This window comes from Nitritalea sp. (assembly GCF_054166705.1).
In genome coordinates this window covers 51,467-73,917 of sequence record NZ_JBSZCV010000001.1, presented here as the reverse complement: position 1 = coordinate 73,917, position 22,451 = coordinate 51,467, and the positions used below count along the sequence as shown (strand labels likewise).

Here is a 22,451-nt window from a genome sequence, read left to right as displayed (position 1 = left end):
GCGCTTAACTTGTTATACAAGTGTTCACGAATTTATGAAACACTCCTACAGAAGTATACAACACGCTTTTGGGAGGGCCTTTTGGGCCCTGCTTCTGTTTTTAGCTTTTCCTTTTTGGGCCGGGGCCCAAGGGGTAAATCGTAATATATGGCTCTTCGGGGACTGCCAGCCTGGAAGAGCCTTTTTGAGTTTTGGGGCGGAGGAACAGGTCTCTGCCGTACCTCTGGGGGAGACCTCGATCGCGGGACGCCAACCTTTAGGGCGCAATACGGTCGCCACGGCGATCAATCAGGTGACGGGCAACTTGCTTTTTTACACCAATGGCGAATTTGTGTATGATGGTAATCATAACTCGTTTGGGTCGGGAAATTTAAGCGGTGATACGGGAAATTTGCAAGCGGTAGCTATCGCGGTGGGGGCATTTGACATCGATCCTGCGAGCACAGATAGCTATTTTATCTTTTACATCACCCCGAGCGGAGATTTAGGCTTTCAGCAGATCGGGGTGACTGGGGATGTGGTCAGTAGGGTAGGCACGCCGAATAATAACTTCCGTCCGGGGGTGGGGCCTGCCATCAAGCTCATCGATAATCCGAATGTGGATAATGCCTCTTTTCTTTTTTACTACAGTGGGGGTGAGTTGAGGGCCTTGGATATTCAAGGGAATGATCCAGGCGCTTGGGATGAACAAGATGGTTTGGCCTTAGCGAATGCGCCGGTGCAGATCCGCTATAATGCGGAGGAGAATCAAGTGATCGTGGTGGGGGCGAATAATGTGCTGACCCTAATCGATTTTGACCCTGCTACGGGGGAGCTTTCGAATGCGCGTCCTTTGACTCCTCCTGGTGCAGGAACTGTCGGGGGCATGACCTTCAGTGCGGATGGGGCCTACCTGTTCGTGTCGCTAACGAATCCGACGACGAATCAGGGCACCCTGCGGCGGTATAATTTGGCCGCGGCAAGTTGGGATCCCTCCGTCCCAATTGGGGATGTGAGCCCGGTTCCAACTGCTGTTCGCGATATACGCGTGGGTCCGAATGGGCGTTTGTATGTGTTGTATGAGATTCAGGGTAGCGATCGGGTGAAGATCGCGGAATTAGAAAACCCGGAAGAAGCGCTGGTGGGAGATTTTAACTGGGTGGAGGATCGATTTCCGGGGATAGACTTCTGTGCGCGTATGTTCCCCACTTTTTCGACTACGGTAAGTTTTATGCCTACCGTAGAAATTATCGCACCACCGGGAGAGCTTTGTTCAGACAGTCCCGTGCCTTTGGTGACGCGGATTTTGCCCTTAGGGCTGCAGGCGACCGCTTTCGAATGGACATATTCCGACCAGGAGGGGAACTCCGAAACGATTGAAGATGTGGAGCATCTCGTCGTTCCGGGTGGAGTTTCTGCGGCGAATGTGACCGTGACCTTTGCGGACGGCACAGAGGTGACCGCGAGTGTCAGTTTAATGTTGGGGAGTGCAGGCCCAGAGGTCGAGCTGCAGCTGGATGAAGACCTTGTGTGTCCCTGTGCAGATCCGAGTGATGTAGAAAATCAGGGAGTGAATTTAGCAGAGGGGCTGCAAATAGATGGACAGGATCCGTCCCCTAGTTTTGAATATTTTTGGTCTGCCTATCCAGAAAGAGGGTGGAGCACCAATTCAGATGCCTTCGTTTGTGAGCCGGGAACGTATTACGTGTTGGTCCGCCGTGTGGGTGAAACTTGCTATGGCATCGGGGAGGTAGAGCTTCGGGTGGTCAACAATGACGATGGTGGGGTGCTTCCTTCGGGGCGCAATGGGCGCTGGTTTTTCGGTGATGGTGCGGGGATAGACTTTAATGATTACCCGCTTTTCCCGACGGTGCCGGGCTCGCCACGTCCCTTAGATGTTCCCGAGCTGGATGGTCTGGTGCCGGAGCAAACCGTGCAACGTATTTTCCCCAATACCTTACCCGATGCGGTAGATGTATTTTATGATATTTCGGGGAATGTGATTTTCTACACGGATGGAGAGACTGTTTGGGATTTCTTCCATAATGCGTTGCCACTAGACCCTCAGGTACTTGGTGCTGGGGGTGCTGCAGGGGGTACGGGTACGCCTACGCTTGGAGGAGATGCTCGTGCGCGGCAGGGGGCGCTGATCGTCCCCTATCCAGATCCTGAGTTGCAGCAGATGCAGACGCTCTATTACATTTTCACGCCTACGGTGGAGGCTCCGCATGGGGTCTTGTTCCACATGGTGGATTTAAGACGTGGAAGTCCATTGGTTACATCGACGCTCGAGGCGCCAGGGAATGTTATCAGTGCAAACAATTTACTCTTTCAGCCCGGCACGCAGCAGAGTGCCGCCTTCTTAGGTGGGGGCCGTAATTTAGTGGCCTTTAAAGAAATGGGCTCGCCGAACTACCGCCTGTACACGCTAGATCAGGATGGTATTTCTGTGGCCAAACGGGATGGAACGGGAGACTTTACTCCGGGAGATCAAGAAATCGCCGGGGTGATGCAGTTTAGCATCGATGGGCAGCGCTTGGGCTCTGCCTATTCCTATCGTTTGGCAGATGGAAGTTTACAGACCACCATCGAGGTATTTACGATCAGCGGAGGTCCTGGGGAGGACGATGATGATGCGAATGGCGGTAATGGTATGAATGGGAATGGGCCCAATGGAAATGGTGGCAATGGGATCAATGGAGAGGATGAAGAAGACGAAGACGAAGATGAAGAGGAGGAGGATAACGATCCGGATGAAAACTTGGGGCCAGACGCTGATGAGCGTAACGAACGGCGTAACCGCACGCAACTGAAGCTAAAAAGTACCTTTACGGTCAGCGGAGAGGTGTTTGGTATAGAGTTTTCGATACCGGGAGATCGCTTGTATGTGACCCTGGATGGGAATATAGAAGAGTTTTTCTTAGAGGATCAAGATGTTTCGAATGAGGATGCTACCCCCCCCTCCTTTATCGATGCGTTCAATGAGGCGGAGAATGTGACCACCTTTTCGGCAGCTGTGCTAAGCTCTCGCACGCAGATAGAGTCCGGTAATTTTCGCGCTATCCAGCGCTCACCTGAGCAGCTCAATCAGCTTCTTGTGGGAGAGCTGGGCCAGGGCGCCATCGGAGTCCTTTTAGAAGGGCGTTTCAGCGACATCGAAAGTCAATTTCAGCCTGATTTTCTCACCTTCTCGAAAGAAGGCACCTTGGGCAATAGCCTTCCGAGGTTCCGCTTGGCAGGGGGAGGGGGAGGTGCGGCGCCTCCCGAGTTATTTGGCGATCGCGAAATCTGTTTGGAAAATGTGACTCCGGGTGTGGTCCCGATTACGGGAACGGCCACGCTGGTACTGACAGCCTTTTTAGAAGATCGCGACGATGTTCGCTGGAGGGTCAGAAGAACCTTTAGAGGGCAGGTGTCGACGGTGCCAGTGCAGCCTGACCCCCAAATGCCTGAAAATGAAAGTGAGTTTTTTTTCACCTTTACGGAACCGGGAGATTATTCCATCAGCCTGTTTGTGAAGCGCTGTGAGTTTATCTTTCCTCCCTTAGAACATCGGGTGCGTGTGGTAGCGCCCCCGCTAATTCTTCCTGAACAACTTAGTTTCTGTGACGATGGATCGGACCTAATTCTCAGGGCCATAGACACTCGCTTTGCTGACCCAAATGATTTTTCGATTATTTGGAGAGATGTAAATGGAATTCGGAGTACTGAAAATGAACTGATACTCTCGAACCCTAATGATGTAGGACAGTACACGGTGGAAGTAGCTGCAGTCTTATCGGATGGGACGGAGTGTAACCCGATAACCACGCAGATATTCGTAGGGCCACCTCGGGGATTAAACCTGGGCGTGGACCAACCCATCATCTGTCATGATGGAAGCTTACGCGCCTTTCCCTTTTTAGGGCCAGGGCCAGCTGTGAGTCCTTCTGTGGATGAAGGAATCTTTCGGGTTTTTGAGGGCACCTCTACCTTGGGAGCTCCTGTTTTGACCCTAACAAATGCAAATGAATTAGAAATTCGGGCGAGGGATCTGCCAGGCCCTGGCCTGTATACCGTGGAATTTGAGGTTGAAGATGAGTTCGCTAAATCCTCCGACCCTGCTTTTGCGCCCAAGTGTATCGTAGTTCTAACGGAGACATTCGAAGTCCTCCCTCCACCTCAGCTGGAGATACGAACTCTCGCGGCGCCGGACTGTGGCGTCAGTTCGGGAGAAATCAGTATAGAAGGCTTGGATTTGAGCGCTTTTCCTACCAATATTTCATTTAATGGACGCCCGATACGCATCGAGCTGGATGGGGTGGATGTGACGAGCACGGGGACGACATTTGGGGTAGTACCCGATCCAGCAGGTGATGTGCTTCAGCTAACAGGATTTCCTCCAGGAGCCTTTTCTGTGCGTACCGTGGACCTTGTTTTGGATTGTACCTTCGATGAGACGGTCATCGTCCCGGACGCTTCGCAGCCGGTGAATGTGCCCAACTTTGAGGTGAACAGCATTCCTGCGCGCTGCGGGCCGGATGGCGAGGACGGCACCTTGCTTATCCAGTTTCCTCCAAATTTTACAGGTAGCTTCGAAGTACGGACCGTAGCTACGCTCGGTGGCCTGGCCCCTCCAGCACCTTTTATAGGGAGTACTGTTCCGGGAAGTGCTCAAGCCAGTGTCGTGCGTCCTGCAGGTACTTATATCGTCTCTTTCCAAGATGCGGATGGCTGTTTTGTGACTGCCGTAGATGCGGAGATTGAAAACCTAGTCGGCCAACCGATCGAAGAAGCTGTGAGCTTTTGCTTTGCCACATCGGGAAACAGACGCCTTCCCATACCCGCTTTCATCGACTTGATGGATTCGACCGTCTCCGCCTATCGCTGGTTAGCTGCTAATGGAGATACCTTGCTGTCGATAGATCCCACAAACCTGCCCTTGGACACCGAATTTAATGTGCCGGAAGAGGGGGTGTATACCTTAGCCATCGATTACCCCACCTGTACGCTGGAAGTAACCTATACGGTGACGGATGTCTGCGAGCTGCAGGTAAATGCCCCGAATGCAGTGCGGCTTTCCGGAAGACGTACGCCTCGCGGGGAGGGTAAGCTACGGGATAATGTGGTTACCTTGGCGACGTCCAATTATGTGCAAGAAGTGGAGGTCTTTATCTACAACCGCTGGGGCCAACTCATTCACGTGTACGAATACCAGACCCAAAGTTCGGAGGCCATTCACCTAGAGGAAGTTTGGGATGGGCGTGTAAATGGGGAATTTGTGCCGGCGGGAACTTATATCATGATAATTATATTGAGAAATAGAGATGACAATGTGGAGAAGCGCATTGAAAAGCCGCTTTTCGTTATCCGCTAACCCAAAAATACGTAATTGCCTATGTTGGTGCTTCTATCTCCATCCAAGACACTGGATCTTGCAGAAAGCCAAATAAATACCTTCACCACGCCGGAATTCCAAACCCAAACTTTCGAGCTGGTGGAGATCATGAAAAAAAAGACGACGGATGAAATTCGTCAGCTGATGAGCGTCAGCGAAAACATCGCGCAGCTGAATGCGGAGCGCTATGCGAATTTCCAAAAGCGCTTCGAGCCGGATACGGCCAAGCAGGCTCTGCTGGCTTTTAAGGGCGATGTGTACACGAAGATCGATGTAGACAGCTATACGGAAGAGGATTTTGACTTTGCGCAGCGCCACCTCCGTATCCTTTCCGGCCTGTATGGTGTGTTGCGTCCACTGGATCTTATTCAGCCTTACCGTCTCGAGATGGGGATTCGTATCGAAAATGGACATGGGAAAAACTTGTATGAATTTTGGGGCGCACGGATCGCGAAAAAATTAAATGAAGACTTGGCCGAAGGTGTCATCATCAATTTAGCCTCACAGGAATACTTCAAGGCGGTAAGTCAGGCAGACTTGCAGGCGCCGGTGATCTCCCCGGCCTTTAAGGAGTTTAAAGAGGACACGTATAAGGTCATCGGCATTTTTGCGAAGCAAGCACGCGGCCTGATGGCCAATTTTATCATAAAAAATAAAATCACGGACCCGGAGGAGCTCAAAACCTTTTCAGAGGAGGGCTATGAATGGGCGGGGCCAGAGGTAGATGAGGGCTGGACCTTCCGCCGTGGCTAAGCTAATCCCGAGCCCAGCTCCCTTAAAGAAGCTGGCTAAGGAAGCTGGCCGGAAAGCGGCCTAAGTAATAGGAAACACTGGGCTAAGCGCCACGTTTCTGGGAGGACTTTCTTTCTACAAGAGAGGCCTGGAGGACGTGGCGCTTGGGCTGTTCTTCTTCGGCATCTCCACTCAGCTGATCTAATAAGCATTCTGCTGCCAGCACCCCCATTTCGTATCCCGGCTGCGAGACCGTGGTAAGCGAAGGCTCCACGACTGCTGCTGTCGGGTTGTTCGTAAACCCAGCCACAGCCACTTCCTTAGGAATAGCAATGCCTGCGGCTTTAAACTGCATCATGATCTCGACCGCCATCGGGTCGATCATCGCAAAAATTCCGTCAAACTCTCCTTTACGTTCCATCAACTTCGCTGCCACCTCGCGGCTTCCTTCGGGTGTCATGTCGCTAACGTAGATGAGATCTTCCTGCAGCGGGATGCTGAATTCGCGCAAGGCCTTTTCATAGCCTTCGCGCCGTTTTTTGGAAATATAAAGTTCCTCGGGGCCGGAGACAAAAACCACTTTGCGGCAGCCCTGCTCGAGCAGATGCTTGACCACCTCATAGGCACCTCCGGCATCGTCTACGATCACTTGAGTCACAGGCAGCATTTCCGAAACCCGGTCGAAGAGCACAAAAGGGTACTGCCTGTCGTAGAGCTCTTGCAGGTGCCCCAGCTGCTTGGTTTCCCGGCTCAGTGAAATGAGTAGGCCGTCTACTTGACTGGAAACAAGGGTTTTGACATTGGCTACCTCCATGTCATAGCGCTCATTCGACTGGCAGATCATGATGTTATAGCCCCGCTTGTAGGCGGTGTCTTGAATGCCGGAAATGTTACTGGAAAAAAAGTGCGAGGTCAGCTCGGGCACGATGACGCCGAGGACCTTACTTCGGGAGCTCCGCAGGCTTTGCGCCAGCAAATTCGGCTGGTAGTTCATTTCCTTCGCCATCGCCACGATTTTCTGTTTCGTCTCCGGGTGCAGCTCTGGCGAATCCTTCAGCGCGCGCGAAACAGTGGAAACAGAGACCTGCAATTTCTTCGCGATCTCTTTCATGGTCACTTGATGGCTTTTTTTCATGGCTATTATTCTTGGTAAAGCGTAAATAAAACGGTTTCGCCCACTGCCCGGATGGTCCGCTTATCGATCAGGTCCATGTTATCGGCATGGGTATGGTGATAGCTTCCAAAGCCGAAGTCGGGGGAAAATTCCACGATATCGATCATCGGAATGCCGGCCTGATTCACGTAGAGGTGGTCATCCGTGATGGGGGGCGCGTCGCGCAAAATAAAGAAGTCGCTAAAGCCCAGGGCATGGGCATGGTTCCAGACTTTGGTCACGATATTTTTCGCATACTGCATGCTGTGTCCTTCCCGGTAAAAGCGGGCCCCACGGGCGGCTACCATGTCGAGTAAAATGCCATAAAAGGCGGTGTAGCCTGGTTCATGTGGGTTTTTCGCCCAGTGCTGGGAGCCTAAACACCAGAAAACCCTGTTTGAACGCAGACGGGAGCCTTCTGGTTCGCCATCATCCTCTCCATCGAAGAAGATAAAGTCGATTCCTACCTCTGGCTGCCGCTCGGCGCTACTCAGCACGCGGGCGATTTCCATGAGGATGCCCACACCACTCCCTCCGTCATTGGCGCCGTCGATGGGTTCGTCCCTGCGCTCACTGTCTTTGTCGGCGATGCGTCGCGTGTCCCAGTGTGCGGCAAGTAAAATTCGTTTTTTCGCTTCCGGATTGTGTTTAGCGATGATATTGGTCAGGTCCCAGGTAAGTCCGTCATGCGTTTCTGCCTGGAAGTCTTGTCGCTGTACCTGTAAGCCGAAACCCTCCAGTGTCGCGATGATCCAGTCGCGCGTGCGCGCATGGCCTTCGGTCATCGGGACCCGAGGCCCGAAAGCCACCTGCTGAGCGATGTACTGGTAGGCGCTGTCTACTGAAAAGGTAGGGACGTCCTCGGCTGCCACTTTTAGGGCTTGCAGCTCTTCCTCGCTGAGGCTGGAATCTCCGGATCCGCAGCTTTGGGCCAGCAGGAGTAGGAGTAAAGGGGTCACTAGCAGCAACCAATAAGGCCGCGCCAGGGGAATCCTGCGGGGCTGTGCGGGAAGTTGGGATTTACTCTTCATAGGCCCAGTCGATTCCATGTTTCATATCTTTTACCACGATGCCCAGCCCTTTTAGTCGGGCGCGGATCTCGTCTACTTTCGCATAATTACGAGCCGTTTTGGCTTCGCTGTACACTGCTAATAGCGCGTCCAGCAGCGCTTCCTGATGGTTGGGCTGCTCTTCCTTCAGGCCTAAAATCTCCGTCACGAAATGCACATAGCGCGTAAGTAGCTCGCGGAAGAGCGTCTCGCCTAAGGCTTCTGGCTGGAGCTGCCCCGTGTAGAGGCTATTGATTTTTTTCAAGAGGTTGAAGAGGTGCCCGATCGCCTGTGCGGTGTTAAAATCATCGTCCATAGCACGGAAGAGCTGGCGTAAAATCTGCTGCACCTGCTGCACCTGCTTTTCATCGGGGGCCTCCTGCTCTAGCGCTGGCCTTGCCTGTAGCTTTTGCGCTGTGCGCAAACCGTTCATCAGCTTTTTATAGCCCTTCTCCGCTCCTTTTAGTGCCTCATTCGAGAAATCCAATGTGGAGCGGTAATGTGCCGTCAAGATAAAATACCGAATGGTCATGGGCGAATAGGCCTGCTCGAGCAGCGCGTGCTTGCCGGTGAACAGCTCCTGCAGGGTAATGAAATTTCCCAGGGATTTGCCCATTTTCTGCCCGTTAATCGTGATCATGTTGTTGTGCATCCAGTACTTGGCCGGATCCACATGGTTGCAGGCATTGCCCTGCGCGATTTCGCATTCGTGGTGGGGGAACATCAGGTCCATGCCGCCGCCGTGAATGTCAAAATGTTTTCCCAAGTATTTGGAGCTCATGGCCGTACACTCGAGGTGCCAGCCGGGGAAGCCTTTGCCCCAGGGCGAATCCCACTGCATAAGATGTTCGGGCGCCGCCTTTTTCCAAAGTGCAAAATCGACGGCATTTCGTTTTTCGCTTTGGCCGTCCAGTTCCCGCGATCCGCTTACCAGTTCCTCCAGCACACGACCGGAAAGCTTGCCGTACTGCTGTTTTTCGTTGTACTTTAACACATCGAAATAGACGGAGCCATTCACCTCGTAGGCCAGGCCTTCGGCTAAAATCGCCTGTACCAGCTCGATCTGCTCGGGAATATGGCCGGTGGCGCGGGGCTCGATGCTCGGGCGGATGGTGTTCAGCGCCTCCATGTCCCGGTGGTAGGTGTCGGTATACTGCTGGGCCACTTCCATGGGTTCCAGCTGCTCCAGCTTGGCCTTCTTGGCGATTTTATCCTCCCCTTCATCGGCATCTCCGGTCAGGTGCCCCACATCGGTGATATTCCGCACATAGCGCACGCGGTAGCCCAAGTACGTCAGGTAGCGGTATACGGTATCGAAGGTGATGGCCGGGCGCCCATGCCCCAAGTGTGCATCGCCATACACCGTCGGTCCGCAGACATACATGCCCACGAAAGGGGGATTTAAGGGCGCGAACGTTTCTTTTTTACGAGTAAGGGTGTTGTAAAGCGAAAGGGCGTTTTCTGATTTCATATCGGATCGTAGCCTGTCTGCGGGCAGGGCAGCCATCCAGCCGCCCTCCGCATACAAGGGTTAAAAGCGTGTTTTATCGATTAATGTTTAAAATGACGTACTCCCGTCATGACCATGCTCATGCCGTGGGCATCGCAAAAGTCAATAGAGTCTTGGTCCTTAATGGAGCCTCCGGGCTGCACCACGGCGCTGATGCCTTCTTTCGAAGCGATCTCCACGCAGTCTGGGAAAGGGAAAAAGGCATCCGAAGCCATGACAGCTCCTTTCAGCTCGAAGCCGAAGCTTTTGGCCTTTTCGATCGCTTGACGCAGCGCATCGACACGTGAAGTTTGGCCCACACCGGAAGCAAAAAGCTGGTTGGCATTACTCAGCACGATCGTATTTGACTTCGTATGCTTACAAACTTTGGCCGCAAACACCAGGGCATCCATTTCCTGCTCAGAGGGTGCCAGCTTCGTTACAACCTTAAAGTCCGCCTTTTGCTCGGTTTTCAGATCTTTATCTTGCTCGATGAAGCCATTGAGAAGTGTTTTGACTTGCTTGGTGCCGCTTAGCGCCATTTTTTGGCGTAGCAGGATGCGGTTTTTCTTGCCTTTTAGGAGCTCTAGCGCCTCTGGCGCAAAGTCCGGGGCGATCAATACCTCAAAGAAGAGGCTGTTCATCTCTTCGGCAGCGGCCATATCCACGGTGCTGTTCGTGATCAGCACCCCTCCGAAGGCCGAGGTGGTGTCTGCCGCAAAGGCTTTTTTATAGGCTTCCTGTACGCTGTCTGCTGTGGCACAGCCGCAGGCATTGGTATGCTTTAAGATGGCGAAGGCAGTTTCATCGGGGAATTCGCTGATCAAGGCGACCGCGGCATCCACGTCCACGAGATTATTATAGGAGAGGGCTTTGCCGTTCAGCTGCTCGAAAAGGGCTTCCAGGTCACCATAGAAGTGGGCGGCCTGATGCGGATTTTCTCCGTAGCGGAGCGGGCTTGCTTTTTCCTCTGAGATTTTCAAGTAGGGCAGCTGCTCTGAGCGGTTAAAGTAGTGGAAAATCTGCGTGTCATAATGGGAGGAAACGCGGAAGGCTTCTGCTGCGAAGTAGCGGCGATCTTCTAGGCTGAGGTGGCCCTCTTGCGCCGAGAGGCGCTCCGCCAGTGCTCCATACTGCTCGCGGGAGGCGATGATGGCCACATCTTGAAAGTTTTTCGCCGCCGCACGGATAAGGGAAATCCCGCCAATATCGATTTTCTCGATCACCTCAGCTTCTGCAGCTCCGCTCGCCACAGTTTCCTCGAAGGGGTAGAGGTCCACGATGACCAGGTCGATGGCCGGAATGTCAAATGCCTCGGCTTGCTCCACATCTTCGGCAAGGCTGCGTCGGTGCAAGATGCCGCCAAAAATTTTCGGATGCAGGGTTTTTACGCGACCGCCGAAGATGGAGGGGTAGCCGGTCAGGGTTTCCACCGGTGTTACTTTTGCACCTAAGGCTTCGATAAAGGACTGCGTCCCGCCGGTGGAGTAAATGGTAACGCCCTGTGCTTGCAGCTGCTCGATGATGGGCTCCAGGTGGTCCTTATAAAAAACAGAGATTAAGGCTGAGGTAATTTTTTTATTCGCCATGATGTGGGTTGACCGCGGGCATCGCTCGCCCAGGGGCATTTTTTACGTGTGGAAAATGTTTATGTGCACAAACTTACGAAAATCAGCGGGAATTTTGGGCGCAAGATTCGGGCTTTCTAAGGGAAATTAAGGGTTTTTGCCCTGTTATTTCCGTAATATTTTTAGGGGCGCTTTGCGGTTTCGGTGTTGAGCACAGCGGTTTTTTGGGGATTGTTTAAAAATTATCCTGCCCGATGGGGGGTGGTCGGGGATTTTTTGTGAAAGCGCCTGATTTCTTGTATCTTCACTCGTTCAATAGTCGGATTTTATGGAGTTATACGCTAAAGCCCTTTCCTACGCGATTCCCTTCTTTATTCTGTTGATTTTACTGGAAGAGTTGGTTGCCCGCCGCATGGGCAAGCAGGTAAATCGCGGGATGGATGTCATCTCCAGCCTCAGTTCGGGGATGACGAATACGCTGAAAAATTTGATGGGGCTTTCCATCGTGCTGGTATCCTATGGCTGGCTAGTGGATCGGGTGGCGCTTTTTTCTATCGAAAGCACCTGGCTGGTGTATGTGCTGGCCTTTGTAGGCATGGATTTCGTCGGCTACTGGAGTCATCGTTTTGACCATACGGTAAATGCCTTCTGGAACCGACACATCGTGCATCACAGCAGCGAAGAGTTTAACTTGAGCTGCGCACTGCGGCAGTCCATTTCCTCTATTATCGGTATTTATTTTTTCCTCTACATCCCGATGGCCCTGCTCGGTGTTCCTGCGGAGGTGGTGGCCCTGGTGGCGCCGATCCATCTCTTTGCGCAGTTTTGGTACCACACCCGCCTCATCGATAAGATGGGCATTTTCGAATATATTCTCGTCACGCCTTCCCATCATCGGGTGCATCATGCCATTAACGATGTGTACCTGGATAAGAATCTCTCCCAGATTTTCATCTTCTGGGACAAGCTGTTCGGCACCTTTCAGGAGGAACTGCCAGAAGAGCCGCCTGTCTATGGGGTGAAGAAGCCGGTCAACACATGGAATCCGATATGGATCAACTATCAGCATTTTTGGGGCCTTATTCAGGATGCTTATCGGACGAAATCCTGGCGTGACAAAGCCCGCATTTGGTTTATGCCGACGGGTTGGCGTCCGGCGGATGTCGCGGAGCGCTATCCCATTTCGTACTGGCAGGACGCCCATCAGCAGGTCAAGTATGACAGCCAGCCCTCGAAAGCTCTTTTTGTCTGGTCCTGGGTACAGTTTTTAGTCAATTTTGGTCTGGTTTTTCATGTGCTCATCGCCTTTGTGCAGTTTCAGTATGGCGAGGTGCTGCTTTATGGGGGCTTTTTGATGCTTTCCGTATTCGCCTACACCTCTTTGATGGATCGGGCGCGACTCGCCTTATGGGCAGATGTCCTGCGGCTGCTGGTGGCTTTCGGTATTTTTCTGCACTTGGGCAGCTGGTTCCAGTTGGACCTGTTTTTCCCTGGCGCTTCCTACCTGGTCTTGACGTATTTCCTGCTTTCTCCCGCGATTAGCTGGTACCTGCTACGTACTTCGGACTCAGATCGGTCTGCCGTTCAGCCGCAGTCTGCGCACGTATGGGCTGCTGCGGGTTCGGCCTCCGGCCAAAGGGTGGGTCAGCCAGGGGATGCTGCTGAGCCGAGCACCTGGCGCTCGATGACTTCTGGAAAATAGCGGTATTCGAGGGCGTGGACTTTTTCTGCGATGGTGTCGGGGGTGTCTTCTGGTGAGAGGGCTACGCCGGCCTGAAAGATGATTTTGCCTTCGTCGTAGGCGGCATTTACCAGGTGGATGGTGATGCCGGTATGGCTTTCCTTAGCGGCTTTCACTGCTTCGTGTACATGTTGGCCATACATGCCTTTTCCCCCGTATGTGGGCAGAAGCGCGGGGTGAATGTTGAGCATACGATCCGGAAAAGCGGCGATGAGGTGGCTGGGGATTTGAAGTAAGAAGCCCGCCAGGATCACCCAGTCGATTTCTCTTTTTTGGAGTTCTTCTAACAGTTTGCCGGATTGGAGGTCGCTTTTTCGGAAGGCCAGTGCTTCGATGGCCAGTTGTTCGGCGCGTTTCAGCACAAAGGCATCGGCTTTATTACTGGCGAAGAGGGCAACTTGGATGTGGGGGTGGTTTTTGAAATGGCGAGCGATATTTTCGGCATTGCTACCATTTCCGGAGGCTAGGATGGCGATTTTCTTCACGGTATAAGGGGTTAAAGACCTTTGGAGGGTAAAATTGGGGTTTTTAGGCGAAAAAGCCTTTGGCGGAGCCAAAAAATATGAAGAAGTAGGTAGGGAAAAGCGTGTTTTTTAGCTGTACGAAAGGTGGAGGGGCCTTTCTGCCTTCGTTGTGGCTTTGTTAGGTGGATTGTTTTTTTTGTGTTTTAAAGGAAGAGCATGCTAAGAATTCCAACGAGCATCAGGATCTTCGACCAGAGGCTAAGCTGGCTGAAATGCGCTTTGCGGTCGGCGCGGTAGATTTTATAGAGGTAGTACAGAAAAAAGATGCCGAGGCCTCCAAAATAATAAAAGAGCAGGGGGTTATTTATTTTGATGGTCACGATGATGATGACGGCGATAAAAATAAAGGCGATTAGAAACAAGGCGCGTTTGGTGTTTCGGAAACCAAACACGATCGGGATGCTGCGCACCCCATGTTTACGGTCTCCCTGCCGGTCTTCGATGTCTTTTATGATGGCATGGATGAGGTTGAGGAAAAAGGCAAAAAGGGCGTAGGTCAGGACGATCAGCTCAGCTTTTTGGTAGTAGTAGCCGACTATCCAGATGCTTCCGCCGGTGAGCAGGGCCACCACCAAATTGCCCCAGAGGGGAAGTCTTTTCAGGCTATTACTGTAGAGCCAAAGTAAAAAAGAAGCGATAAAGTGCATAACAGCAATGCGCGGGCTGATCATGGCGGCTATGCCGATTCCGGCCAAATTAAGCGTGGTATGCAGCAAGAGTGCCACGCGTCTTTTCATACCTTTTCCGATGATGACCTCGCGTGGTTTATTGATGTAGTCGATTTTAACGTCGTAGTAATCGTTAATCACATAGCCTGCCGCCATGAGCAGTAGGGTAGAAAAAATCAGCAAGTAGAGGTTGGGATCCTGCACGACGGGAAGTCCTTGGCGGCTGGATTCTACCAGGCATAGGGCTGTCATAAACTGCGCAAACCCCACGATGACAAGATTGTAGGGTCTACTGATCCGAAATAGGCCGGATAGGGTGAGTGTCTTTCCCATGTGGTCGCTGGCTCGAGGGGTAAAGGTACACTTTTTCACACGCTTATCCTTCATTCGCCAAGGCTATCTTTAGCTGAAAGTACGAAAATCTTTCCTGAAAATGCTCTTTTAGCGGGGTGAGTCGGCGCGAATTTTCACGTCTTGCTTGGAGGCGAATGCTGAGCACATCGTCCTTCGACACAAACTCGGACTCTTCCAGCAGGCCTTCTTGTACGGCGGTGACCAGGTGGCCCTCCACGGTTTTTAGGCTTAGATTGCGCTCAGAGGCTGTTTTGTATAGGTTGCGCGTCTTTTTATACTGCTGAAGTGTCGCCAGGACGGTTCCAGAGGAGGCACCTTTGGCGCTAGCTCCCTTCCCAGAGCTGGCTCCGGTGTTTTTCGCTTTTAAGTGCTGCCGTTTTTCGGGGAGCTGATGTTTTTCGGCATAGCGACAGATGAGTGCTAAGAAGCGGGCGCCGTATTTTTCTGCTTTCACCTCACCTACACCGGTGATACGCAGGAGACTAGGGGTAGACTGGGGCAGCAGGGTGGCCATTTCCTGCAGGGTATTGTCTCCGAAAATGACGTAAGGTGGTACTTGGTAGTCGTCTGCAAGGCGCACGCGGAGAATTTTAAGTTCGTCGAGCAGCTCTTCATGGATTTCGGCTTTGGTGCTGCTCTGACTGTCGCGTACGGCATCCCGGAGCGCCTCGCCACTGATGGGGAGCATGATTTTTTCTTTGCGCTTCAGTTTTTCCCAGGCCTTTTCGGTAAGCTTAAGGAGGGGGAATGCCTGGCCTGCTTCGGCGAGGTAGCCTTCTACCTGCAGGCGTTCGCCGAGGCTGCGCCAAAACTGTTCGGGTTTATCTTTTCCGATGCCGTACAGGCTCAGTCCGCGCTGGGCTTCGGTTATCTTCGCGCTTTTCGAGCCTCTTAATACCAGAATAGGGTGCTGCAAGCCGTACTGCTGCCCGGTGCGCACGATGGCGGAGAGAAGCATTTGTGCGGGCACGGTGACATCTTCTAGTCGGCTCTTGGCGAAGCAGCGGTCACAGTTGCCACAATCTTCCCGTAGCTCCTCGCCGAAGTAGCCGAGGAGATAGCGTCTTCGGCAGGTGTTCGAGAGGCAAAAGCCTTTCATTTTTTGCAGCTTCTGCTGCATGGTGGCATTAAAAGCGGCATTTTCCCCATTATTTAAGATTTTTTCCAGGATGATGACGTCGGAGACTCCGTAAAAAAGGAGCGCTTCGCTGGGGAGACCGTCTCTGCCTGCGCGGCCAGTTTCTTGGTAGTAGCCTTCGATATTTTGGGGCATGCTAACATGGACGACATAACGCACGTTCGGCTTGTCGATACCCATTCCGAAGGCTACGGTGGCCACGATGATGGGTACTTCATCTTTGATGAAGGCCTGTTGATGGTATTCGCGCTGCTCTTTGGGGAGGCCGGCATGATAGGGGAGCGCCTGGAAGCCCCAGCTGCGGACGAGCTCTGCGGTATCTTCTACATTTTTTCGAGAGAGGCAGTAAATGATGCCTGAGGATTTTTGCTTGTCGAGCAGAAAGTCGCGGAGTTGTTCCTCCCAGTCGCTTTTGCTGCGGACGTGGTAGGTGATGTTTTTTCGGTCAAAGGAGGTCGTGAACCAGGTGGCTTTTTGTAGTCCCAGTTTTTCGGCGATATCTTTTCGGGTCATTTTATCGGCGGTGGCCGTCAAAGCGATGAAGGGGATGCTCTGAAAGTGCTGGCGCAGCTTGCCGATGTTCAGGTAGTCGGGGCGAAAGTCATGCCCCCACTGAGAGACGCAGTGCGCTTCGTCGATGGCGACGAGGTGGAGCTCTGCACGTTTTAAAAAATCTATAAAGGCCGTATCTCCGTTTTGGAGCCGTTCTGGTGCTACGTAGAGCAGCTTTATGCGTCCATTTTCAACTTCTGAGCTGATAAAGCGCTGCTCACTCAGGCTTTGGGTGGAGTTCAGGTAGGCGGCGGGGATGCCGTTTGCGTTTAGGGCATCCACTTGATCTTTCATCAGGGAAATAAGTGGGGAGATGATGAGTGCCAGGCCCGGCTTCATCAGAGCAGGGATCTGGTAGCAGATGGATTTTCCTCCGCCGGTGGGCATGAGCACGATGGCATCCTTTCCGCTATGGACATGGCGAATGACCCGTTCTTGTTCTCCTCGAAAGGCGGTGTATCCATAGTAATGTGCCAGTAAGGCCTGCGGATCGCTGCTGTTCGTTTGTGTGCTAGATGCTGAAGAAGAAGGTGAAATCATCATGGTGTGTCTGTTCTGGGCAGAAGCGGGAGGGGTTTTTCCATTTTTCCCTTAAAGATCAGGTAAAAATAGGAAACTGGCAGGGAGTTTGCACACTTTTAAACGAATTTAATCAATTAACAACCTTTAAACATATACACACATGTCACTAAAACTGAAAGGCAACTGGAACGAATTGAAAGGGAAACTAAAAGAAAAGTATGGTGAGCTCACCGAAGATGATTTGGCTTATGCGGAGGGGCAGGAGGATCAGCTCCTCGGTAAGTTGCAGCAAAAGACGGGGGAGGCCAAAGAAAAGTTAGAGGCTTTCCTTTTTGGTGAAGACGACAAAGCCTAAGAGAAGTCACCCGATACCCGAACCGTTAGTGTTCGGGTTTTTTTTTTGCGCCCCGCCGCCCCTTTTTAAGTGCTTCGTTTGGATTCTGCGGCTGATGATGTAAATTTACTTGTTCAGCTATAAACCCAATCTACAAGCTATGGCCTATTACTATCGACTCGGGGAGATTCCACCGAAACGGCATACTCAGTTTCGCCAGCCAGATGGCTCTCTTTATAAGGAAGAGCTCGTGAGCTCTAAGGGCTTTTCGGGCATTTATTCCAACTTATACCACATCCATAACCCGAATGCGGTGACCGGGATCGGGGAGCCTATCCCGTATCATTGGGAGGCGGCGAAGGAGCATGGACTGCGCCAAACGCACTTAAAAACGGCCGGCATCGAGACGACAGGGAAGGACTATATTTCTGCGCGTCAGATGCTGCTCATCAATGGAGACGTGATGATGGGGATTTGTGCGCCAGAGGAGCGGGTGATGCCGCATTACTTTAAAAATGCCGATGGGGATGAGTTGATTTACGTCCATGATGGGCAGGGGGTGCTCTTTTCTCAGTTTGGGCGTTTGGAAGTTCGTAAAGGCGATTATATCGTCATCCCTCGAACCACCATCTACCGTTTTGAGTGGGAGGAGGGTCCGCTGCGGCTGCTGATTACCGAAAGTGCCGGGCCGATCGAAACCGTAAAGCGCTACCGCAATGAGTTGGGGCAGCTTCTGGAGCATTCCCCTTACTGCGAGCGGGATATTCGCCCACCCGGTTCCCTGCATACGGAGCCGGAAAAGGGGAGCTATACAGTTTACATCAAGAAAGGGGGGATGTTGTATCCCTATACCTATGCCACGAGTCCTTTTGATCTGGTAGGCTGGGATGGCTTTTTATATCCCTATGCCCTTTCGATATATGATTTCGAGCCGATTACGGGGCGTATTCATCAGCCGCCGCCCGTGCATCAGACGTTTCAGGCCTGGGGTTTTGTGATTTGTTCTTTTGTGCCGCGGCTGTTTGACTACCATCCTTTGGCCATTCCGGCCCCCTATAACCACAGCAACATCGATTCTGACGAGGTGCTTTATTATGCGGAGGGGGAATTTATGAGCCGAAAGGGGATCGACCGGGGCTCTTTCACGCTGCACATGGGGGGCTTGCCGCATGGGCCGCATCCCGGGACGGTGGAAAAATCGATCGGGGCGAAAGCGACGGAAGAATATGCTGTGATGCTGGACACCTTTAAACCGCTCTATGTGACTACACAGGCGCTGCAGTATGTGGATGCTGCTTATCCGATGAGCTGGACACCTTCAGAACCTTAATGTAAATAATATGATCGTAAGCACCACCCCCAGTTTAGAGGGGTATACCATCACCGCCTATTTAGGCGTCGTCTCTGGTGAGACCATCATCGGAGCGAATATTTTCAAAGATTTCTTTGCCAGCATCACCGATATTGTCGGGGGACGTTCAGGGGCCTACGAGCGGGTTTTGCGCGAAGCGAAATCCACGGCTATGGCCGAAATGGAAGCCCAGGCGCGCGCTTTCGGCGGGAATGCTGTCGTGGGCATAGACTTAGACTATGAGACCATCCGGGATGGCATGCTGATGGTGACCGCTTCGGGTACCGCAGTCCGCGTAGAGAAAACAAATGCTTACTAATACGGAAAGAAGATGAAAAAAATAGCACTTTGGCTCCTGTTTTTCGGGCTAGCCATCAGCGCCAGGGCGCAATCGTATTTTGATGATGGGCTGCCGGCCAGCTTCCATAAAGAGCGGCGGGAGGCGGCCCGGGCGGCACTGCCCGAAAATGCGGTCATGATCGTGTTTACAAATCCGGTGAAAAATCGCTCGAACGACACAGAGTTCGCCTATCGACCGGATTCAGATTTTTATTATTTGACAGGATTCCGAGAGCCGAATGCGGCGCTGGTGCTCTTCCAGCAGCCACAGCAGATCGGAGGCAAAACCTACACGGAACTGCTCTATGTGCAGCGCCGAGATGCTGCCCGTGAGCAGTGGGAAGGTACGCGCCTGGGTGTCGAGGGGGTGCAAGAAAAGCTGGGCATAGAAGCGGCATTTTTATATGAGTCCTTTCTGCAGGAGCCGGGGCCGATCAACTTGGGGAATTTTTCTCAGGTGGTGTATAAGGATTTAGGGCCTATCGAAGCGGGTCATAATAAGGGATTGATCGCCATGACGAGCAAGCTCAAAGAGGGGGTTCAGGAGAATCCTTTTGTCGGGCAGCGCACCTTTCAGCAGGTGATGAGTGGCCTGCGGGAGGTGAAAACTGCGGAGGAGCTGGTGCTGCTGCGCAAAGCCGTCGCCATCAGTGGCGAAGGACACCGTGCCGCCATACAGTCGATTAAGCCGGGTGTCAGTGAGCGAGCCATTCAGGGTGTACATGAATTTGTGCATAAGGCCTTTGGTGCTGAAGATGTAGGGTATGGAAGCATCGTCGGCGCGGGAAATAATGCGACGATTTTGCATTATGTCTACAATTCGGAGCGAGACCTGCGGGCGGGACTGATGCTGATGGACGTGGGCGCGGAGTACCGGGGCTACTCGGGAGACATCACGCGTACGGTTCCGATTTCGGGTACTTTCACGGAAGAGGAGAAGTTGATTTATGAGCTGGTACTTGCTTCTATGGAGGCTGCTTTTCAGGAGATCAAGCCTGGAGTTTCTTTCCGTGCGGCTAGTGCAGCGGCTTCGGAGGTGATCAATACGGGTTTAGCAGACTTGGGTATTATCAAGAAGGGGGAGCGTCACCGCTATTTCCCGCATGGCCTGGGCCACCACTTGGGCTTGGACGTGCACGATCGTGGCGGCTATGATCCGCTCAAGCCGGGGATGGTGTTAACAGTGGAGCCGGGTATTTATATCCCTGAGGGCAGCGACTGCGACCCGAAGTGGTGGGGAATCGGTGTGCGCATAGAGGATAATTTATTGATTACGGAGAGCGGCTTCGAAAATTTATCGGAGTTTGTGCCAAAAACGGTGGCAGATATCGAGGAGCTGATGCGTTCGGAGGGTGTTTTGCAGAAGTTGTATTATAGTGTGGGTGCTAACTCCGCTGATTCTTGGGGCGGAAAGGAGTAGTTGAACCGATTTTACCTAGTAGAGGCGCACATCCTGTTTAGGGGTGTGCGTTTTTTTTGGTAATGAGGGAACGTATTCTTTATACAGCGAAAGCCTGACAGAGGCCAGGCTTTCGTGAAGGTCAAATGTGTATAGATGGAGCAGCGCGGGGCTCTCATGTTCGAGCGTAGAGGGGTGCAGGAGGCAAGGGGGAATAAACTACAGGGATTCCCTCCACATCGGCTAATCGCGCTTCTTCAAGTCCCCTCGTTTGATGGATTTAATAAAGTTAGACCAGGCGATCGGGTCGAGGAGCGTAAAGGGTCTGGGGCCGTAGCGATCCTGGATTTGCATGCCTTGTCCGCGATAGAAGCCTCTAAAGTTTTCATTAGGTGAGGCTGGCATATTTTCTGCGTAGAGGAGCAGCGTCTCGGGATTCATATTTCCTGCGCGATTTCCTGCCAGCGGGTCATCCAAGTTCATGGCCAGTACGGCGCGCTTAAATTCTTCTTCGGTAGGGTAAGGCATTACTTCTACCTCTGCAAGGCCCATTTCATCATCCTCCATGGTAACGATGAGGCTGATTTTATCCTCTGTCACCATTTCGGGCACTCGGAAAGTCTGCCGCTTTAGCCCGATAAAACTAAAAACGACCGAATCCCCTTCTAAAACCGGCATGGAGAAATAGCCAAAGCGACCGGAGGAGGTTCCACGGCCTTTTTTAGGGACAAAAATGTTCACCCCGGGCACGGCATCCGTACTGTCGGCATTCAGGACCACACCCGATAACTGGATGACACGCCGCTCCCGCTGTTCCCCGCTGCCACTTTGCGCCTGCGCAAAGGACACCGTCAGGAAAAATCCGAGGAGAAGCATTAAATGGGGGTATCGCTTTTTCAACACTTTTTTCTTTTAGTAACGTAATTAAGTCAGGTCGGTTTCGTTATACGAATTTATCATTAATATTAAGAAATTTCGGCATGATTTGCTTATTTTGAGGCGAGGAAAATGATTAAAAGATCTAAATGCGCCTAAAAAATATCAGTCTCAGCTATGGGATGCGGATTTTCAAGTGCCTGTCCGAGGAGCCGCGCGTGCGGATTTTGCACCTGCTGCTCCAAAATAAGGAGCTGACCATCTCTGACCTTGAGTTGATTTTAGATTTTACCCAGACGAAAACGAGCCGGCATCTGGCGTATTTAAAGAATGCGGGCTTGGTCGGCAGTCGCCGGGTGGACCAGTGGATTTTTTATTACCTCTTAGAGGAGGCGCAGGAAATCATTTTGCAGACCTTTAAGTTTATACAGAAAGATGTCCATCTTATCCGCGACCAGGAGGTGTACCGCATTCTGGATAGCAACCGTGAGTTGGCCAAAAATAAAATGCAAACTAATCCCTACCGAGGCGAGTGAAACGTTACGAACATATATTCTTTGACCTGGACCATACGCTCTGGGATTACGACACGAATGTGCGCCATGCACTCCATGCGCTTTACGAGCAGTTCGGGCTCCGTTCGCTTGGGATTCATTCGCTGGACAATCTATTGAAAGCCTTTAATGAGGTAAATTTTCAGCTTTGGGCGATGTATGATAAGGGGGAAGTGGATAAGATAAGCCTGCGGCAAAGGCGCTTTCCTTGGATTTTCGAGGTGGCGCAGGCGGATCCCCAGGCGGTCCCTGCGGGCTTAGAGGAAGCCTTTATGCAGCAGACCAGCAGCCAGGCGGGCCTGATGCCCTATGCTCTCGAGCTACTTCATTACTTAAAGCCACGCTATCCACTGCATATTATCACGAATGGCTTCGATGAAAGTCAGGCGCTGAAGATGGAAAGCAGTGGGCTCAGTCCTTTCTTTCAGCTGGTTGTCACTTCAGAGACTACGGGTCACAAGAAGCCGGACAGAAGGATTTTCGATTATGCGGTGGGGCAACTGGATTCGCGTCCGGAGGCCTGTCTCATGATCGGGGATAATCCAAATTCGGACATTTTAGGGGCACTTAATGCGGGCATCGACCGGGTTTTTTATACGCCGAACGGGCGTAGCTGTCCACATCCTGTGACCCATCGCATAGAGCGGCTGGATCAACTGAAATCCCTGCTTTAGTAGGGATAAATCTGGGGATTTTGTGCTTGGGCGGCGGAAATTAGTATCTTTGTTTTACAGAAAATTAAACTCAAATAG

At 52.2% G+C, this 22,451-nt stretch carries 17 protein-coding genes; 9 read left to right on the top strand and 8 right to left on the bottom strand.

The genetic code is table 11. The features are described 5' to 3' along the window. Positions 1-34 precede the first annotated feature (34 nt). Both ACXIT9_RS00250 and yaaA read left to right on the top strand, forming a co-directional pair. Complete coding sequence (locus tag ACXIT9_RS00250) at positions 35-5,335, top strand: T9SS type B sorting domain-containing protein (RefSeq protein WP_458054239.1); 5,301 nt, start codon at positions 35-37, stop codon at positions 5,333-5,335. A 21-nt stretch (positions 5,336-5,356) separates the two neighbouring features. Then, the gene (yaaA, locus tag ACXIT9_RS00245) at positions 5,357-6,109 is read left to right on the top strand and encodes a peroxide stress protein YaaA (protein ID WP_458054238.1); all 753 of its coding nucleotides are present in this window, start codon (positions 5,357-5,359) and stop codon (positions 6,107-6,109) included. An 82-nt stretch (positions 6,110-6,191) separates the two neighbouring features. Here yaaA and ACXIT9_RS00240 read toward each other — a convergent pair whose 3' ends face one another. From ACXIT9_RS00240 to purH, 4 genes are all read right to left on the bottom strand, one after another. Further along, positions 6,192-7,223 (bottom strand): LacI family DNA-binding transcriptional regulator, encoded by a 1,032-nt coding sequence (locus tag ACXIT9_RS00240; RefSeq protein WP_458054237.1) that lies wholly within the window; start codon positions 7,221-7,223, stop codon positions 6,192-6,194. A 5-nt stretch (positions 7,224-7,228) separates the two neighbouring features. Further along, complete coding sequence (locus tag ACXIT9_RS00235; protein ID WP_458054236.1) at positions 7,229-8,272, bottom strand: M28 family peptidase; 1,044 nt, start codon at positions 8,270-8,272, stop codon at positions 7,229-7,231. Then, entirely contained in the window at positions 8,262-9,761 is a 1,500-nt protein-coding gene (gene cysS / locus ACXIT9_RS00230) for a cysteine--tRNA ligase (RefSeq protein WP_458054235.1), read from the bottom strand. The genes ACXIT9_RS00235 and cysS overlap by 11 nt, the downstream gene beginning before the upstream one ends. An 80-nt stretch (positions 9,762-9,841) precedes the next feature. After that, on the bottom strand, positions 9,842-11,368 hold the full coding sequence (gene purH / locus ACXIT9_RS00225) for a bifunctional phosphoribosylaminoimidazolecarboxamide formyltransferase/IMP cyclohydrolase (protein ID WP_458054234.1): 1,527 nt from the start codon (positions 11,366-11,368) through the stop codon (positions 9,842-9,844). Positions 11,369-11,675: 307 nt separating this feature from the next. On the opposite strand from purH, the gene ACXIT9_RS00220 reads away from it, so the two are divergent. Continuing rightward, a complete protein-coding gene (locus ACXIT9_RS00220) occupies positions 11,676-13,049 on the top strand; it encodes a sterol desaturase family protein (protein ID WP_458054233.1) in 1,374 nt (457 codons plus the stop codon). On the opposite strand, the gene purN is transcribed toward ACXIT9_RS00220, so the two are convergent. The 3 genes from purN to recQ all read right to left on the bottom strand — a co-directional run bounded on the left by purN (position 12,992) and on the right by recQ (position 16,867). Further along, the gene (purN, locus tag ACXIT9_RS00215; RefSeq protein WP_458054232.1) at positions 12,992-13,573 is read right to left on the bottom strand and encodes a phosphoribosylglycinamide formyltransferase; all 582 of its coding nucleotides are present in this window, start codon (positions 13,571-13,573) and stop codon (positions 12,992-12,994) included. The two genes, ACXIT9_RS00220 and purN, sit on opposite strands and share 58 nt — an antisense overlap. A 182-nt stretch (positions 13,574-13,755) precedes the next feature. Then, positions 13,756-14,667, bottom strand: coding sequence for a geranylgeranylglycerol-phosphate geranylgeranyltransferase (locus ACXIT9_RS00210; RefSeq protein WP_458054231.1), 912 nt, complete (start codon positions 14,665-14,667; stop codon positions 13,756-13,758). Then, positions 14,657-16,867, bottom strand: a complete 2,211-nt coding sequence (recQ, locus tag ACXIT9_RS00205; protein WP_458054230.1) for a DNA helicase RecQ — start codon at positions 16,865-16,867, stop codon at positions 14,657-14,659. The genes ACXIT9_RS00210 and recQ overlap by 11 nt, the downstream gene beginning before the upstream one ends. Before the next feature lie 139 nt (positions 16,868-17,006). Between recQ and ACXIT9_RS00200 the strand changes: the two genes are divergently transcribed. The 4 genes from ACXIT9_RS00200 (at position 17,007) to ACXIT9_RS00185 (ending at position 20,290) form a co-directional block, all read left to right on the top strand. Further along, positions 17,007-17,201, top strand: coding sequence for a CsbD family protein (locus ACXIT9_RS00200; RefSeq protein WP_458054229.1), 195 nt, complete (start codon positions 17,007-17,009; stop codon positions 17,199-17,201). A 139-nt stretch (positions 17,202-17,340) separates the two neighbouring features. Continuing rightward, positions 17,341-18,510 carry a homogentisate 1,2-dioxygenase gene (locus tag ACXIT9_RS00195; RefSeq protein ID WP_458054228.1) on the top strand — a complete coding sequence of 390 codons (1,170 nt, stop codon included), beginning with the start codon at positions 17,341-17,343 and terminating at the stop codon, positions 18,508-18,510. Between the two features lie 10 nt (positions 18,511-18,520). Continuing rightward, on the top strand, positions 18,521-18,850 hold the full coding sequence (locus ACXIT9_RS00190) for a YbjQ family protein (protein WP_458054227.1): 330 nt from the start codon (positions 18,521-18,523) through the stop codon (positions 18,848-18,850). A gap of 12 nt (positions 18,851-18,862) precedes the next feature. After that, on the top strand, positions 18,863-20,290 hold the full coding sequence (locus ACXIT9_RS00185) for an aminopeptidase P N-terminal domain-containing protein (RefSeq protein WP_458054226.1): 1,428 nt from the start codon (positions 18,863-18,865) through the stop codon (positions 20,288-20,290). A 222-nt stretch (positions 20,291-20,512) separates the two neighbouring features. On the opposite strand, the gene ACXIT9_RS00180 is transcribed toward ACXIT9_RS00185, so the two are convergent. Beyond that, complete coding sequence (locus ACXIT9_RS00180; RefSeq protein WP_458054225.1) at positions 20,513-21,145, bottom strand: carboxypeptidase-like regulatory domain-containing protein; 633 nt, start codon at positions 21,143-21,145, stop codon at positions 20,513-20,515. A 149-nt stretch (positions 21,146-21,294) separates the two neighbouring features. Between ACXIT9_RS00180 and ACXIT9_RS00175 the strand changes: the two genes are divergently transcribed. Together ACXIT9_RS00175 and ACXIT9_RS00170 are read left to right on the top strand one after the other, a co-directional pair. After that, positions 21,295-21,681 (top strand): ArsR/SmtB family transcription factor, encoded by a 387-nt coding sequence (locus ACXIT9_RS00175; RefSeq protein WP_458054224.1) that lies wholly within the window; start codon positions 21,295-21,297, stop codon positions 21,679-21,681. Beyond that, a complete protein-coding gene (locus ACXIT9_RS00170; protein WP_458054223.1) occupies positions 21,678-22,373 on the top strand; it encodes a YjjG family noncanonical pyrimidine nucleotidase in 696 nt (231 codons plus the stop codon). The genes ACXIT9_RS00175 and ACXIT9_RS00170 overlap by 4 nt, the downstream gene beginning before the upstream one ends. The last annotated feature ends 78 nt before the right edge of the window (positions 22,374-22,451 follow it).